Annotated in this window: 11 protein-coding genes; 5 read left to right on the top strand and 6 right to left on the bottom strand. The window is 34.9% G+C overall.

The genetic code is table 11. From position 1 onward, the window contains the following. Positions 1-39: 39 nt before the first annotated feature. The 3 genes from FHP04_RS02900 to FHP04_RS02890 all read right to left on the bottom strand — a co-directional run bounded on the left by FHP04_RS02900 (position 40) and on the right by FHP04_RS02890 (position 5,679). Positions 40-2,310, bottom strand: a complete 2,271-nt coding sequence (locus FHP04_RS02900; RefSeq protein ID WP_139854354.1) for a S9 family peptidase — start codon at positions 2,308-2,310, stop codon at positions 40-42. Between the two features lie 440 nt (positions 2,311-2,750). Further along, entirely contained in the window at positions 2,751-4,466 is a 1,716-nt protein-coding gene (locus FHP04_RS02895) for a helix-turn-helix domain-containing protein (RefSeq protein ID WP_139854352.1), read from the bottom strand. Between the two features lie 142 nt (positions 4,467-4,608). Beyond that, the gene (locus tag FHP04_RS02890; protein ID WP_139854350.1) at positions 4,609-5,679 is read right to left on the bottom strand and encodes a PA0069 family radical SAM protein; all 1,071 of its coding nucleotides are present in this window, start codon (positions 5,677-5,679) and stop codon (positions 4,609-4,611) included. 311 nt (positions 5,680-5,990) lie between these two features. Between FHP04_RS02890 and FHP04_RS02885 the strand changes: the two genes are divergently transcribed. The 3 genes from FHP04_RS02885 to FHP04_RS02875 all read left to right on the top strand — a co-directional run bounded on the left by FHP04_RS02885 (position 5,991) and on the right by FHP04_RS02875 (position 10,555). Further along, complete coding sequence (locus FHP04_RS02885; RefSeq protein WP_139854348.1) at positions 5,991-7,157, top strand: T9SS type A sorting domain-containing protein; 1,167 nt, start codon at positions 5,991-5,993, stop codon at positions 7,155-7,157. A gap of 335 nt (positions 7,158-7,492) precedes the next feature. Continuing rightward, complete coding sequence (locus FHP04_RS02880) at positions 7,493-8,767, top strand: ribonucleotide-diphosphate reductase subunit beta (RefSeq protein ID WP_139854346.1); 1,275 nt, start codon at positions 7,493-7,495, stop codon at positions 8,765-8,767. After that, entirely contained in the window at positions 8,768-10,555 is a 1,788-nt protein-coding gene (locus FHP04_RS02875; RefSeq protein WP_139854345.1) for a ribonucleoside-diphosphate reductase subunit alpha, read from the top strand. Positions 10,556-10,658: 103 nt separating this feature from the next. Here FHP04_RS02875 and FHP04_RS02870 read toward each other — a convergent pair whose 3' ends face one another. After that, positions 10,659-11,606, bottom strand: coding sequence for an NAD-dependent epimerase/dehydratase family protein (locus FHP04_RS02870; protein WP_139854343.1), 948 nt, complete (start codon positions 11,604-11,606; stop codon positions 10,659-10,661). A 117-nt stretch (positions 11,607-11,723) separates the two neighbouring features. On the opposite strand from FHP04_RS02870, the gene FHP04_RS02865 reads away from it, so the two are divergent. Together FHP04_RS02865 and FHP04_RS02860 are read left to right on the top strand one after the other, a co-directional pair. Beyond that, entirely contained in the window at positions 11,724-12,305 is a 582-nt protein-coding gene (locus FHP04_RS02865; RefSeq protein ID WP_139854341.1) for a hypothetical protein, read from the top strand. A 151-nt stretch (positions 12,306-12,456) separates the two neighbouring features. Beyond that, positions 12,457-14,523, top strand: a complete 2,067-nt coding sequence (locus FHP04_RS02860; RefSeq protein WP_139854339.1) for a M13 family metallopeptidase — start codon at positions 12,457-12,459, stop codon at positions 14,521-14,523. Between the two features lie 72 nt (positions 14,524-14,595). Here the strand turns inward: FHP04_RS02860 and FHP04_RS02855 are convergent, their stop codons facing one another. Next, positions 14,596-15,402, bottom strand: a complete 807-nt coding sequence (locus FHP04_RS02855) for an NAD(P)H-binding protein (protein WP_139854337.1) — start codon at positions 15,400-15,402, stop codon at positions 14,596-14,598. Beyond that, complete coding sequence (locus FHP04_RS02850; protein WP_139854335.1) at positions 15,395-17,764, bottom strand: M20/M25/M40 family metallo-hydrolase; 2,370 nt, start codon at positions 17,762-17,764, stop codon at positions 15,395-15,397. Before FHP04_RS02850 ends, FHP04_RS02855 begins: the two co-directional genes overlap by 8 nt. Positions 17,765-17,916 lie beyond the last annotated feature (152 nt).

The raw sequence follows: 17,916 nt of genomic DNA, 5'->3' as shown, positions 1-17,916 counted from the left end.
GTCTTAAGTCCTACGTCTTATAGCGCAGCGGTCTTAAGTCTACTTCAAGTGCTGAGCAAAAAAGCCCATCATCGCCTTATAAAAATCCAAGCGGTTCTCTTCTTTAGCAAAACCATGTCCCTCATCGTATTTTACCATATAAGGCACTTCCACACCTTTACTGCGTAAACTCTCAACAATTTGGTCGGCTTCATCGATGTTTACTCTTGGGTCGTTAGCTCCTTGGACAACGAAAAGTGGTTTCGTAATTTTATCTACGTGCAAAGCTGGAGAGATTTCATCCATAATAGCTTTTTCTTCTGGGATTTCTGGGTTGTACCAGATTTTGTATAACAACTCGCGATATTTTTCCCAGTATGGAGGGATAGTGCCCATAAAAGTATGAAGGTTACTAACTCCAACATAGTCAACTCCACAAGCATATTTTTCTGGAGTTTTTGTCATTCCTCTTAATACTGCATACCCACCGTGACTTCCGCCGTAAATTGCAACGCGATCTTTATCTACCCAGCCTTGAGCAATTGCGTAATCTACACCGTCTTCTACATCGTCCATTGCCTTACGTCCTATCTGACCAAAACCAGCTTTTAGGAATTCTTTTCCATATCCACCCGAAACTCTAAAATTAACGTGTAATGTGGCATAACCCCTGCTTGCAAATAATTGTGCTTCTGGATTAAAGCCCCAGTAATCTCTAATGCCTTGTGGTCCGCCGTGAGGATTTACTATTAATGGCAATTTTTGACCTTTTTTATAATCTGCAGGTAAAGTGATGTAGCCATACAAAGTAAGTCCATCGCGACTTTGAAATTTAATTGGCTTCATAGTAGCCATATCTTCAGCTTTAAGATGTGGTAAAAGCTTGTATAATAGTGTTACTGTATCCTTTTCAACATCATAAATATAGTACTCCCCTACAATTTTATCACTTGTTACAGCAATCATATATTGAGATTCATCATCTGTTTTTCCTATGGTGAAAAATTGCTTTTCTCCAAATTCCTTTTTTAAACGAGCATATATCTTTTTATAGGTTTCGCTCACTGGTTTAACAACTGTTTTCTCCCCCGTGTAGCTGAAGTAATCTATTTCATAGTTTCTCTTTCTTGAAAGTGAAACACCCGAAACATCAAATGTATCGTTACTGAAAAGTGTTTTAAGCTTCTTATTTGCTTTTAAGTCGTAAAGTTGGATTTCAATTTTATCGCCATCTAGGTTTGAAATTACATAAGCGTCATCAGGATTTTCGGTAGCTGGGTTAAATGAGATAATTCCAAATGTATCTCCAAACTCTGTAAGCTTTACACGTTTAAATTCTCCGTCAATTTTATAAAGTAATTCCATATTAATACCATCTACAATTCTATTGATGGCGCGTAGGTTTCCTTTTCTATCAAAATCGTAAGAACTTACAGGTGGATCACCGGCTTTTACGGTATATAGCTTCGTAACTTCACCTGTATTAATATTAAGACGGTAAGGCTCCTCTTGCTGCGGATTGTCTTTATTCATCTGAACAATCACGTGATCTTCATCTTCTTTCAAGGATTCAATAATATTTACCTTTACCCCTTCAAAAGGTGTTAATTCACTTTTATTCTCTCCCGTTACATCCACTCCATAAACGTGGTGGTTTTCATCTCCACCTTTATCCTGCATGTATAGAATTCTGTTATTATTTGCCCAGAAAAAGCCACGAATTACATCTTCATCTTGCTTAATAAGTAACGTTTCTTTTTGGGTAGCGGTTTCTTTTAAATACAAATCTCGTTCTCCAGTTTCTCTTCGCTTTAAGTAGCTAATAAACTTGCCGTCTGGTGAAAGTTGAAAAGAATAAGCTTCAGGAGTTTTAAAATAATCTTCAACAGAATATTTAAAATTTCCTTTAGACTTTGCCGCTAGTTTCGCCAATTCCTCATCGGTTGATGGGAGCGCTGTATTTCCTGGTTTTGTTTTTACTGTTTTCTTCAAGGTTAATGGATATTTTTGTCCCATTTGTTCAAAAGTTCCTTCAATAGTTTCTCCAGAAACTGCACCAGTATAGGTCAGACCCATTTTGGCGGAAGTAATGGTAACATTTTCGTCTTGCAAAACTACAGAATCAAGTTCTATTCCGCTTGCTCCTTGCATAGGAACATCCAGGGTTGCCCTATGCCCATCATCTGTAGGAGAAATGTTGAAAATAAGCTCCATCTGCATTCCCTGAACTTCAAGAGTTCCGCTGTATGCTCCGTCTAATTTTTGCGCATTTACAGTTCCTACTAAAAATAGCATTGTAAGTGCGATTGAAAACTTCAATATTGTTGTCATAAGTGTTTGGTTTAAAATATTAGTTTGATTGAAAGGTAAATAGTTACGCCTAGTATGACGCCAATGGCAAATTTTATTATTTGAATTCGCCTTGCGGTCTTGTTCTTCATCATAATTTATTTTTAATGATATAGTCGCCTTGCCAATGCTTCACAATCGAAATTGACCTACCATTGGTTTTAATTATTACTTGTGATGAGATTTCAGTTTTAGGGTTTTGTGAGTTCATATTACGAAGTTTTAATTGTGGATTTCTAAAACAAAGCTGCATCACAAAACACTATAATAAAAGAGAAGCATCCCGAGATTTAGGAAAATAGGGATACACTTAAAACGTGGGAGACACTTAAAATACTAGCGCCACGGTTTATTTCTGTTATTCTGAAGTGATAGGAATTCCCCAACCCTATATTTATAAATTTCGGGTTGAAATGGGGTTTTTAGGCGATATTCTTGATTTCTTTAATATAAAAAGAAGGGTTTAATCCTGTATCTTTTTTGAAGTATTTAGTAAATGAGTCTGCCGATTTATAACCTACTTCTTCAGCGATAGATTGAATAGAATACGACCTGAAAATTACATCATTTTTAAGACGAAGTATGGCGTAATTGATACGAAGATCATTGATATATGTATTGAAGTTTTTTCCGTAGTGCGAATTGATAACCTTGGAAAGATAAGAAGTATTTGTGCCTATTTTCTTGGCAACATTATAGGAGCTACATTCTTGCTTTAAGAAATATTCCTGCTTTTCAAGTTTTTTAAGACCATCTAAAATTTGTTGCTTAATGTCTTCGGGTACATCATTACTGTTTTTTTCTTCTAAATCCTCATCCTTCGTATCTATAATTTCATCTGATTGCTTGGCAGCTTCAATTTTGGCCAGTAATTGCTCGAATTTAAACTCATTTGCCTTTTTGTTTTTATAAAAGCGAAGTAAAACGAATAGTAGAATTAGGATTACAAGGGATGCGCTTAACATTAAATAGTTAAGGTAAGATTGCTTCTTTTCTTTTTCGGTTACAAGCGAATTGACTTCATTTCTAAAAGCTTCTCTTTCATTCTCTAATAGTGATTTTTTGGCACTGTCCTTGAGTTCAGTCTGTTTTTCTTTTGAAGTAAGGTATTTTTCAAAATAGAAACTCGCTCTTTCAAAATTTCCTGTTTGTTTATAGGCTTCCGCAAGTTTCTCATAATAATCTTTCATAAAGCCTTCTTCAACAGAAGTAACATTATAATCATCTAAACCTTTCTGTAAAATTTCGCTAGCTAAGTGATAATTACCTTCTGCCAATTCAATTTTACCTATAAGATAGGCGTAGTTTATTTTTATAAGATCGTATTCGGTTGGGCAAACATCAAAATATTTGTGATAGAGTTTTTTAGCCTCTTTAAAACGTTTTTCTGTATAAGCAATCTCAGCTTCTGCAGCATACGAAAAAGCCATATAGCATGTATCTAAATCCTTTTCAGAAAATTGTTTTATTTTATCGACATATAATTTTGCCGAATCTACTTTTTCCAGCTCGAGGTAAGAATTTGATAAGTAAAAACTTATCATGGCTATTTTGGAGTTTATAGATTTTTGTGTGAAAGTTGAATCTACCGTTTTATTTTCAAAGAAATCAAGCGATTTTTTACGAATATTTATTGCCTTTCTAGTATCGCCACTAACATCAAGAACGGAAGCAATTTTATTATAGGCTATCTGTTTATAAAAATCACTCTTATACGTTTCAGCCAACTGAAGAAGATCTTCATAATACTCCAATTGTGTTGAGACATCACTAACTACCAATTGCAAATCCGACAAATATGCCAGTGACTCCATTTCTTGTTCACGCAAGTTATGTTTTTGGGCAAAATGCATATTTTTTTCAGACTGTTCGCTAGACTCTTTAAACATCCTATTATGGTAATAGGAAACGGCAATAGCGTTTAGACCAACCCATTCATTTATTAAGTCATTCTCTCGTTGACTTTTTAAAATATAAGCATTTGCAGCAGTGATGGTTCTATCTACGTCGGTATATGAATATTTCTGTATTGTATCGTTAATACCATCGAAAGATAGATGTGAAAATTCACCTTCCGATTGAGAAAGTGAAGTTGATATTGAAAGTACTATTAAAATAGCAGAACAGAAAAATTTCATTTTTGCTGAAAGTAAGTCGTAAATATACTAAAGCAAACAGAAAACATTTGTAATAATGTTACGGATTACACAGTTTATAAAATAACAATTAAAGAATATTGTAATAAAACGTTTATCTATTAAGATTAAGATGAACACAAAATTAGAACAATTTCAACTGTGGATTTTTAAGTTCTAAAAAGTGAGATGTATCTAACTTCTTTTTCGATTTACCTTTTAGATATCGATTTTTAGCTATTGCCATAGTGTTTTTAACTTGTTCGCTAATAGTTCCTTCTCCTTTAATACGTCTTCCCCAATTACTGTCGTTTAGACTTCCTCCGTGACATTCAGCAATTTGATTCAAAATGCGTTCTGCTTTATCGGGGATAGTTTTATACGCCCAGTCTTTAAAAATTTCAGCAATTTGTCCGTTCAATCTTACAATAGTATAATTCACATCAACCGCTCCAAGTTCTGCTACTTTCTTAACTAGTGGTAGAATTTCATGACTGTTTAATGAAGGGATTATCGGGGCCATCATTACCCTTACTGGAATGCCATTTTCAGATAAAACTTTAACTGCTTTTAACCGTTGTTTGATACAGGCCGTGCGAGGTTCCAATAATCTTCTAGTGTCTTCGGAAAGCGACGTAATAGAAATATTAACTTGAATTATATTCAGTTTTGCCATTTCCTTCAGTATGTCTAAATCACGAAGAATCAATGAATTTTTAGTGATTATTCCTGTAGGATGTTTCCATTTCAACATTATTTCTAAACACTTTCTTGTTATTTCGAGTTTGCGTTCAAGAGGCTGATAACAATCGGTATTTCCAGAGAAAACAATAGTATCACCTTCCCAATTTTTGGAAGTTATTTTCTCTTCTAAAAGTTGCGGTGCATTTTTTTTAAAAAGAATTTTTCGTTCAAAATCCAACCCAGCACCATAACCCCAATATTCGTGACTATTTCTTGCATAGCAATAAACACAACCGTGTTCGCAACCTTGGTAAGGGTTTGCAGAAAACCCCATTCCAACATCGGGACTATTTACTTTGTTAACAAACGTCTTTGGGAATACCCCAATATAGTTAGTTTTATTTCTATCGGCCTCCTCTCCTTCTACTTCACAGAAATTTAAATATTCATCTAAAATTTCGTGCTTATTTTCGAAAAATCTATTTTGAATATTTTTCTGAGCTCCGCGACCATTTAAAGTTTTTTTAGACATACTGAAGTTGAATTATTAATTTCAAAGTTAAACACTATGTTGGAATTTATCCTTTTTATCTTGGATTATTTCCATAGATATATTTATTCAAATTCCAATAACTAGCAGTTTATTCTTGAATATTCAACCTTAGAAACAACAGAGTTACATTGATATCCAAGGCTTTAATAGTAAAAAGGAAATTCAGTTAATGTCAATTATTACAAGGGTTTAGCTCAATTTTAAATTTTATGAAATCCATTTGCGTTTTATTAAAATCGATGTAAGTTTGTTAGCAAAACCCTAATTCTCTAATTAAATAAACATCTTTTATGAAAAAAATTTTACTTGTTTGCATGTCTTTTGCTTGCACAGCAATAGGTTTTACTCAGAACATCGAAAAGGAATTCTTACTTTCTGAATATCGATCTTCAGACGGATTTGAGTATGAAAAATACACTTATAACTCAGATATGTTATTGAGTTCTACAGACGCACTTCTTATAGATGACAACGTTAGATATAGAGATACTTTAACTTACGATGTAGCAAACAATGTGATTAAACTAGATGGATATCAACAAATAAACGGCAACTGGACCCACGTTTATTATTTGGACTACGAATACGACCAAGATGGAAATCTTACCACCCGAAAAAATTACAATAGTTTTGGAGGCTCGACTTTTGAGCTAGGAGGAATTTATAAATATTTTTATAACAGCAACAACCAACTTGAGTCTTGGGAGCTATACTTTAATGAAACAGATTTGATTGAAGTTGGCACCGTTACCTATAATGCCGAGGGTAAAAAATTAGAAGAATTTGTAAAAGACACTTGGCAAACGGGAACTTTGAGCGACTCTTGGAAAATCGAATACACTTACAATTCTGATGGTACATTATTAAGCTCAAAACCGTCAATTTGGGATGGAACAGCGTGGTATGTTCCTGGAGTAGAATGGTTTTACTACGACGACAATAAAAACTGCATTAAGTGGGAACACAAAACCCCAAGCGGAAGTAGAGTTACAAATAAACATTTATATGAATACGACACCGATTACATAGTTGAACAACTAGTGTTACCTGTAAATCCAGAGGACGGTGCAAAAACAAAAAGTTTAGTTGAAATGGTTAACAAACCAATACTTGAACACTGGTACACCGAGAATGATTTAGGTGAGTTAATTTATGTTTGTGATTATATCTATGATTATGAAGAACTTGGAACAATGGGCGTTTCAAATCAAAATTTATTTGCAAACAATTTACGTATGTTCCCTAATCCTGCTACAGACCAATTTACAATTTCAAGCGATAAAAATATAATTACCGCCATTGACATTGTAGACACAACTGGAAAAGTGATTTTAAAAGAAACTAATTTAAATAAGAAGGAAGCAAATTTGAACATCGCTAATCTTCAGTCTGGTGTTTACTACATTAGATCAACAACTACAAAAGGAATTAACACTCAAAAATTAGTAGTTCAATAAGTTAGAAACATTAACAAATGTTATTTATAAGTTGGGTTTTGCTTTGTGCATTTCCCAACTTATTTTTTTATTTCGAAACCAGATTGTTGTTATTTAAATCACTCCAGCATGCTTTTTGAAAATAGGATTTCATTAAAATCTAACACAAATTCAAACAACATTCATTACCATTTTCACGCTAAGCTTTGAAATGTTCAGGCTCCAAAAGATTTCCTCAACTTTAAATAATTGTTAATAACCATTTGACAACAAATTGACGAATCAATCAAATCACATCGATATAATTTTCATCTTTATACTTTGAATACTATTTATAATTTTTAGTACGCATTCTTATGGAAATTACCCACGTTATTAAAAGAGATTTTACCACCAAACTCTTTCATTTACAAAAGATTACAGATGCAATTTTAAAAGCAATGACCGCTGCAAATCACGGTGGACCTGAGGATGCAAAGCGCATATCTGAGATGGTTTATGAAGCTTTGCTAGAAAGAAAAAGCATGGATGGGAAATATATCCCAACTGTAGAAGAAGTTCAAGATTTTGTGGAAACGAAATTGATGGAAAGTGGATTTTTCGATCTAGCAAAAGGGTATATCCTTTACAGAAATCAACAGACCCAAAAACGAAAGCTAAACATATTCGAGAAACGAATAAATTTAAAGCCATACGAATATCCAGCGCTTTATGAATATGTTCCAGCTATTCGTCATTCATATTGGATTCACACCGAATTCAACTTTACTAGCGACATCCAAGATTTTAAAACTCGTCTTACCGACGTAGAACGCAACGCTATTAAAAATACAATGCTGGCTATTTCTCAAATTGAAGTAGCAGTGAAAAACTTCTGGGGCGATTTATACCATAGAATGCCAAAACCAGAAATCGGATCGGTAGGATCGACCTTCGCAGAAAGTGAAGTTAGACACCACGATGCATATTCACACCTTCTTGAAATATTAGGCTTAAACGAGGAGTTTAAAAACCTAAAGAAGAAGCCAGTAATTATGATGCGTGTTCACTATTTAGAAACCGCACTTAAAAATGCAAAAAGTGAAGATAATAAGGACTACGCCGAATCTGTTTTACTTTTCTCCCTCTTTATCGAGCACGTTTCATTGTTTTCGCAATTCTTGATTATCATGGCTTTTAACAAGCATAAAAACATGTTGAAAGGTATTTCAAACGTGGTCGAGGCTACTTCAAAAGAAGAGCAAATTCACGGCGACTTTGGAATTGACTTAATAAAAATCATTAAAGAAGAGAATCCAGATTGGTTTGACGAAGGCTATCACAATATGATTCAAGAAATGTGTAGAGAAGCTTTTATCGCCGAGAGCAGAATAATCGATTGGATTTTTGAAGATGGCGAATTAGACTTCTTGCCAAAAAATGTTGTAAACGAGTTTATCAAAAATCGTTTCAACAAGTCGCTTGAAAGTATCGGAATTGAAAAAATATTTGACATAGACGAAAGTTTATTAGCGGAAACTGAATGGTTTGACGATGAGATTATCGGTACCAAGCACGGAGATTTCTTCGTAAAACGCTCAATAAACTACAGCAAAAGAACCCAAAGTATAACCAGTGATGACCTTTTTTAAATGAACGAACTAAACACCAACCTCGACACACAGACCACAACGTCAAATTCAGAAACTGACCACTTAGTAAACGCTAGAAAAGAAGCACTACACAATACAAGTGAAGAAAAACAAGGCTTTGAATGGCTTACAGAACACAGTCGTAACTTTTTAGCTTCTGGCTACCTTACACCAGGGGTAACTCCAGAAGAACGCATTAGAGAAATTGCAGATAGAGCGGAACAAATTTTAGAAATACCAGGTTATGCTGATAAATTTTACCATTATATGTCTGAAGGGTTTTTCTCTTTAGCATCACCTGTTTGGTCTAACTTTGGAAAAGAACGAGGACTTCCTATCAGCTGTTTTGGATCGCACGTTAGCGATGATATGGGGAATATACTTTACACCCAATCTGAAGTTGGTATGATGTCTAAACTTGGAGGAGGAACTTCAGGGTACTTTGGAAAAATTCGTCATCGTGGAGCTGAAGTAAAAAATAATGGTCAAGCCTCAGGCGCTGTTCATATTATGCAGCTTTTTGAATCTATGGTTGATGTTGTAAGCCAAGGTTCGGTTAGAAGAGGTCGTTTTTCACCATACCTACCAGTTGAGCATCCAGACATTATGGAGTTCTTAGAAATTGGTACTGAAGGGAATCCTATACAAGAATTAACGCACGGTGTGACTGTAACCAACCAATGGATGCAGGAAATGATTGATGGAGACGAAGCTAAGCGTACTATTTGGGCAAAAGTATTGCAAAGAAGAGGTGAAATGGGCTACCCTTATATCTTCTTTAAAGACAACGCAAACAATTCGGCTGCAGATGTTTATAAAGATAAAAACCTACCTATTTACGCTAGTAATTTGTGTACTGAAATAATGCTACCATCTAACGATAATTGGTCGTTTGTATGTGTACTATCTTCAGTAAACTTATTACACTACGACAAATGGAAAGATACCGATGCCGTTGAAACTATGGTATATTTCTTAGATGCTGTAATTACCGAATTCATTGAAAAACTAGAAGTTTACCGTGACTCTGATAGTCGCGAAGACAAACAAACCTTCCTATTTATGGAGCGCGCGTATAATTTCGCTAAGGATAACCGCTCTTTAGGACTTGGAGTTTTAGGATGGCACTCGTTATTACAATCTAAAATGCTTCCGTTAAATAGCCAAGAAACTTATAACTTAAACAGTGAGATATTTAGAGTTATTAAAGAGAAGTCGTACAAAGCTTCGGAAGAATTAGCTGAAAAATTTGGGGAACCAGAAGTACTTAAAGGTTACGGAAGACGTAATGCTACTTTAAATGCTATTGCACCAACAACTTCCTCCGCCTTTATTTTAGGACAAGTGTCACAAGGTATCGAACCTATCTGGTCTAATATTTATGTAAAAGATATCGCCAAGATAAAAACTACAATTAAAAATCCATTCTTAGAGAAATTACTAGAAGAGAAAGGTATGAATACTCTTGAAGTTTGGAGGAATATTCGCGATTACGACGGTTCTGTACAGCACTTAGACTTTCTAACCGATGAAGAAAAAGATGTGTTTAAAACTTATTCTGAAATCGATCAAATGGATTTAATTTATCAAGCTGCTAACCGTCAAAACCACATTGACCAAGGTCAGTCTTTAAACATTATTATTCATCCAGAAATGCCAGTTAAGGAGATTAATAAAATTCACGTAACTGCTTGGAAACTTGGTTTGAAATCACTGTACTACCAACACAGTATGAATGCTGCACAAAAGTTTGCTCAGAAAAAAGATTGCGCAAGTTGTGAAGCGTAAACTTCTTGATTAGCCAACTATTTTATATAAAAAAACAGGTTCAATTAATTTTGAACCTGTTTTTGTTTTTATTGATAACTTCAGCAAATGCCGATTAAAGGCATTAGTACTTATCCTTCAAATTTGTAAGCATAATCTCTGTCATTTCATCCAATGAAATTTTGCTTTCCCAACCCCAATCTTTTCTAGCTTCGCTATCGTCTATACTTTGTGGCCAACTATCGGCAATATCTTGTCTAAAATCTGGTTCGTAAGAAATTTTAAATTCTGGAATGTACTTTTTGATACTTGCAGTAACATCCTCAGGATCAAAACTCATCCCAGCAAGATTATACGAACTTCTAATTTTAATATCTTCCTTATCGGCTTCCATAATGTTCACAGTCGCTCGAATAGCGTCATCCATAAACATCATTGGTAACGTTGTTTCAGCATTTAAAAAGCAAACATACTGTTTGTGCTTAAGTGCCTTGTGGTAAATATCTACTGCATAATCGGTAGTACCACCACCAGGTAAGGTCTTGTAGCTAATTAAACCGGGGTAACGGATACTTCTAACATCTACCCCATAACGCTTATTGTAATATTCGCACCAGCGCTCGCCAGTTTGTTTACTAATTCCATAAACCGTACTTGGCTCCATAATAGTGTGCTGTGGGGTATCATTTTTTGGAGTTGTAGGTCCAAAAACAGCAATACTAGATGGCCAAAATACCTTTTCTACTTTTTTATCTTTAGCTAAGTTTAAAACGTGAAAAAGTGAATCCATATTTAAGTTCCACCCACGCATAGGGAATTTCTCTGCAGTAGCCGAAAGCATAGCTGCCATTAAATAAACTTCAGTTATTTCGTAACGAATTACAACCTCTTGTATGGCTTCATAATTGGTAGCGTCCAATATTTCGAATGGACCACTATTCATAAGCTCTTCATCGCCTTCACGGATATCACTTGCAATAACTTTATGTGACCCAAATTTCTGTCTTAAATACATTGTTAGCTCTGTTCCTATTTGTCCACAGGCCCCAATAATCAGAATCCTCTTTTTCATCAATTTTCTTTTTATCAAAATGAGGTGCAAATATACGGATAATCAACTCTTTCCCTTTAAAAAAATTAACGTGTCATTTCGTTAATAACCAGTATATTTGTGGTTCTTTAATTTTTTATGAAGTTTATAATTCCTATTTTAATAGCTATTAGTTTCTTTTTTTCCTGTGGAAATAATTCTGAAGAACAAAAAGTAGAATTGCCAAATACCAATATGTCTATAATTTTTGGCGATACAACCTATACATATCCTCAACTTTCAGAACCTGCAAAAGAACAAGCTGTAAAATGGGGAGTTTTGGAAGATCTTATTCAAGAAGCAAAAAGCGCTAACGGAAGTAACTACCGCGACTTACGAGAACATGCAGTGAGGCTTAGAGAAATTTCAGATTCTCTATTTAAAAAAATTCCAGATACGCTTAATACAAATCCTATAAACAGCAGGTTGTTAGTTCTAAAAACTAGATCAGAATTATTATACCAAACATCACATCAAGACAATATAGACTCTTTAAATATCCAAGAATCTGTAAAAGAACTAAACATTGCAGTGGAGAATTTAATCATTCACTTAAATGAGAAGTTTTTAAAAGACAAAATAGATTATCAAAGAAAAGAAGACGAAGAAAATGAATTAAAAAAGCAAGAGCGTTTTCGAGATTCTATATTTGAACTAGAGTTACAAGATAAAAAGAACTAGAAGTGTAACAATAATTCCGAATGAGCAACTTATTGCTTAGAAAAAATAAAATAGCCCAATACTAATAATTTCAATTGAAGATGAAAACAATGGGCAGTTCTTGCTTAACATGCAAGTAAGCATCTTCCGCTAAAAACAAAAATCAATATAAATGAAAACAAAATTTTTAAAACCCGTTGTAGCTTTCGCGGTAATCGCAGCTGCTACAACCGCTTGTAAAGAAAAAACCGAAGTGGCGGTAACTGATACTGAGCCACACGGAATTATCTTAGCAAACATGGACACTACCGTGAACCCAAAAGATGATTTTTACAACTACGTGAACGGAAACTGGATGAAGAACAACGAAATTCCAGACGATGAAACTAGTTGGGCTGGATTTACAATTCTTCGTAAAAAGACAAGTAAAGACATGCTTAACATCTTGGAAAAAGCAAGAAAGAGCGGAAAATATGCTCCAAAAACCGACCAAGCAAAAGCTTTAATGATTTACGAAACAAAGCTTGACACTGTGGCAAGAGACAAAGCTGGAATCGAACCATTAAAACCGGCACTTGAAAAAATTGCTTCTATAAATACTATTGAAGACTTTCAAAGAGTAATGAGTGAAAATGCTGTAGAAGTTTCACAACCATTTTTAGGACTTGCAGCTTTTTCAAACCCAAGCAACAGTTCGATGAACTCTGCATATATCACTCCAGGTAGTTTAGGGCTTCCAGATCGTGATTTCTACACCAATACCGATCCTGCTTCTGTAAAAATTAGAGAGCAGTATGTAGATCACATTACAAGAATGCTTCAGTTTTTAGGTGATTCAGAAGAATCTGCCCGTAAACAAGCCGAAACTATTCTTGCTTTTGAAACAAAACTTGCTACGCCAAGATTGGATAAAGTTGCAAGCCGTGATTTTAGAAATTTCAACAATCCACGTAGTATAGACGAACTTCAAAAAATGCTTCCGCAGCTTCAGTGGAAAGAAGCCTTTAAAGGAATGGGCATTACAAAGGAAATGGATACTGTTATCGTAATGCAACCGAAGTATATGGAAACATTGAAACAAATGTTTGCTAAACCAGACTTTGATACTTGGAAAACGGTAATGCGTTGGTCTACTTTAAACAACGCTACAGGAATGTTAACCACAGAAATTGAAAAAGCTAACTTCGATTTCTATGCTACTACTTTAAACGGAACTAAAACACAAAAGCCAGCAGATGAACGTGCACTTTCAACTGTTAATGGAAGTGTTGGAGAAGCTTTAGGAAAGCTTTACGTAGATGAAATGTTTCCACCGGAAGCTAAAGAGAAAGCTGAAAAAATGATTGCAAATGTAATTGCAGCGTATAAAGACCGTATTAATGCTTTAACTTGGATGAGCGATAGCACTAAGGTAAAAGCAAACGAAAAGCTTGACAAATTCACTGTAAAAGTTGGATATCCAGACAAATGGAAGGATTATTCAGACATGCAAGTAAAAGAAGGCAATACCTATTACGACAATATGATTGCAGTACAAGCTTGGGGATTAAAAGATAATCTTTCTAAAATTGACGAGCCTGTAGATCGTACCGAATGGGGAATGAGCCCGCAAACTGTAAATGCTTATTTCAATCCATTCAACAACGAAATCGTTTTCCCAGCTGCAATCCTTCAGCCACCTTTCTACGATTACAAGGCAGATGAAGCTGTTAATTACGGTGGAATTGGTGCCGTAATTGGTCACGAAATTTCCCACGCTTTTGACGATAGCGGATCGCGATTTGATGCTAATGGAAACTTAGCAAACTGGTGGACAGAAACAGATCTTAAAAACTTTACTGAGCGCGGCGATAAACTTGCTGAGCAGTACAGTAAAATTGAAGTTCTTGACAGTGTTTACATCAACGGAAAGTTTACCTTAGGCGAAAACATTGGGGATTTAGGAGGTGTGTTAGGCGCTTACGACGGATTACAGCGTTTCTTTAAAGAAAATGGACGTCCTGATAACATCGACGGATTTACTCCAGAACAACGTTTCTTTATGAGTTGGGCTACTGTTTGGCGCACCATGTCTCGAGACGAGGCGCTACGCAACCAAGTAAAAACAGATCCACACTCTCCAGGAATGGTAAGAGCTACACAACCTTTATTAAACATCGATGCTTTTTACGAAGCCTTTGATATTAAAGAAGGAGATGGCATGTACCTTGCACCAGAAGATAGAGTGCGTATTTGGTAGTTAATAAACTGTCTCATTGAGCGCAGTCGAAATATTTTGAATTGAAAAAAGGAGCTTTAATGGCTCCTTTTTTTATATGGAAGTTTTAAAAGCATAATCCAAAACTTTTTTCAAATTCTCAGAATCGACCTGTTTAAATTTTTCATCCACATTGCTTTCGGCAAATGTAGGTGGCTCCAAACTTAGCTCTTTTGCTTTCTGTATATAATATTCAGATTTTTTGGGATGGTATGGATTTACAGCATTAAAAACAGTTCCAAAAGCGTCTTGCTTAATAATGTTTACTAAGATATTAATGCAGTCGTCACGATGAATTAAATTAACCGGGGCATCTCCATCATTCAAATCTTTACGACCTGCCAGATATTTTGCGGGCTGTCTACTACCACCTATCAAACCACCAAAACGAACAATAGTAGTTTTTAATCCCTTAGAATTTGCAAATAATTGCTCCACCTGCCTTAATTGCTTGCCCGATATAGTTTCTGGTTGTGGCTCGTCCTTTTCAGTTACTTTTCCTTGGCTATCATCATAAACCGAAGTACTACTCACCAAGATTATTTTTTCAACCTCAGTTTGTTTTATCTCTTCTAGAAAATGCACCATTTTAAGTACATAGTCGGCGCCAGTGTTGCGTCTTAATCCAGGAGGTATCATAATTATTAAATAATCGGAATTCTTCAGTAATGCTTTAACAGACCCCTGCACTCCTCTATCTGTAATTTCAACAGGATAGGCCTCTACTCCATTCTTCTGTAATAAAGTAGCTTTTTCCATAGTTGTAACAGAGCCTTTCACCTTATAACCTAATAAGTGTAAACGATAAGCTAAAGGCTGACCTAACCAACCAAGACCCGCTATGGCAATTGTCTTACTCATTATTTAAAATAATTTCAGGATTTATAAAAAGCGAATCTACAGTTTTCTTTTTTAATGAATCTACATTAAAAGTTCGCTTTACCACAACCGCATCTGTAATCACGAAAGGTTTAGGCATAGCATAATCAGGACGTTTGGTTATGTCGAATTTTGGGTTATCCATTAAATCGAATGAATATTCCATTACCTTAAAACCAACAGAAACATCCTTTTCAACAGAAAATTCAACTTTTAATGAATCATTTGGAGAAACATAGTAATTGATAAGGGCAGGGTTTTTGGTTCCTCTATAGTCTTTTGATAAACTAGATACAGGCATTTCTTTTCCATTAAATTCTAGTGAATTAAATGATGTACTTTCTTCACTATACAAATCTATTTTATTGACATTTCGTTTAGGGACAATTACGAGCGTAACATTTCTAAGGTTATTTATTAAAGTGTCATTTTCTAAAACAACCTCAAAATCTGCAATATTTTTCTTTGGAGCTTCAGCTGCGTAACTGTAATTAAAACCATATTTACTATAGGGAACCTCAGCTAAATTTAAAGTATTATTACTAGGATTTTTACCAAGATATTGTTCAGTCCATTCGTCAATTTCTTTGTCGTAAGTAAGCCAGAAAGTTTTTTCATTATCTGCATCTTTATAGTAAACAAGACTGGTTGGCTTTCTCCTTTCTTCAGTAAAGTCACTTTTTGAATGCGCAACGATAAAGAAAGAAATAGCCAGTATAAAGCACAGTGCCGATACTATGTTCTTCCATTTGTAATACGCAAAAACTGGAAGCATCAACCCGAAGAGTAATACAGTGAACACACAACTAATAACAAGCATTTTTAAGCCTAAACCAACTGGAAAAAACTGAATAAGAGGTGCAAAAATAAAGATAGCAGGCACCGCTAAAAATGCCATTGCTAAAAGATTTGGTCGTTCTTGACGTATCATTACAAAAAACGAAAGAAGTCCAAAAAAAACAGGAATAATAAAAAATGCGGCTCCCTTTAAGATGATAAAAACCGCCAAATTAATCAAGAGCCAGAAAAATAACGGAGCCACATAAATTGAAGGTTCATTGAACTTAATAATATACCTTTTATAGACTGAAAATACGATTGCCAATGACAGCAATACAAAAAATGCAATATACCAATGCCCGTTATATGTAAATCCTTGTTGAATTTCGGCATATTGTGGATAGAGTGCTAGTATTAATTTCCATCCAAAAAACCCAATGAGGCCGCAACTAATTAATGATATTAAAAAGGGAACAAATCCTTTGGCAATTGCTCTTCCTGAAATTCTTCCCCTTTTAACACCATAAAAAATTAAGAATACAAATATCAAAAAAGCTAAAATTAGCATCGGTAATATCCATGAAAATGGATAATTAATCATTTTCACCAAAGGGAAATTTAAATAAACATCATCCGTTTCAGACTTTATATTTGAAAGATCGGCATCGGCGAAATAATGGATTAACGGCAGTAAATAACTGCCTTGATGCATCAAACTATTCCAATCTAGGTGATACATATTGTCATTTGCCGTGTGATAGTTAAAGTGGCTATCTATAAAAGCGAAAAAGAAACTATCAATATCCCCATCTTCCCTAAAGATGGTGGAGTCGGTATCATTTGGCAACATTTTATAAACGCTATACATTAAGGAAGAGGCAACAGGAAACTCTGGATTCGCTTTGATAAATTCTTTTACGAGTTGAGAATTTCCTCCATTTGTTTCCAAAATCATATTACTCGGACCACTCGTGCCACGCGCTTCAAAATTCAATATTAAACCTACATTTTTAGCCCAGGGATGTCCGTTTACAAAGAGTTTGGCACCGTCCAAACCAATTTCTTCAGCATCTGTAAAAAGAATAATTATATCGTTTTTTGGTGTTTTTCCAGAAGCAAGGTAAGCGCGTACGCTCTCTAAGATAGCAACTAAACCCGTACCAGCATCGCTAGCACCAAATGATGGCACAAGCGCGCTGTCGTAATGCGAAAGCAGCAAAAGTGCCTTTCCGTCTTCAGCGCCCTTAATGCGAGCAGCAATATTAGTGGGCTTATTAAGTGTTTTTGATTGTGGATTTAAACTAAACCCTTCTTGAATATGAGGTTCCATCCCCAACTTTCGCAATTCAGACAATAAAAACTTTCGAACGTCTGCATGACCTTGTGAACCTAAATAATGAGGGGTTTTGGCGATTTTTTCAAGAGGTATCAGCGCTCTATCTACTGAAAATTCGGTAGCCGATTTTACTTCATCTCCATCATACTTCGGCATTAATCCATAAAAACTGTAAAAAACCAATGCTGTGATAAGAAGCAAGGATAAAAAAGCATTGAAGTGTTTCATAAATTTAGTTTTTGGAATTTAATCAGTGATGCCCGATACTACTTGGGAAATGAGGTGCTGAAAATTCTATTAAAATATTAAATTCACTTACCGTAGATAAATTTAATACTAACAAAAATAAGAACTTTAATGAATTAACAACTTACCTAATA

Origin of the sequence: Aequorivita sinensis (assembly GCF_006346335.1) — a bacterium.
GTDB classification, from domain to species: Bacteria; Bacteroidota; Bacteroidia; order Flavobacteriales; family Flavobacteriaceae; genus Aequorivita; species Aequorivita sinensis.
Note: the sequence above shows the minus strand (reverse complement) of the source record. Positions and strands in the feature narration are given on the sequence as shown.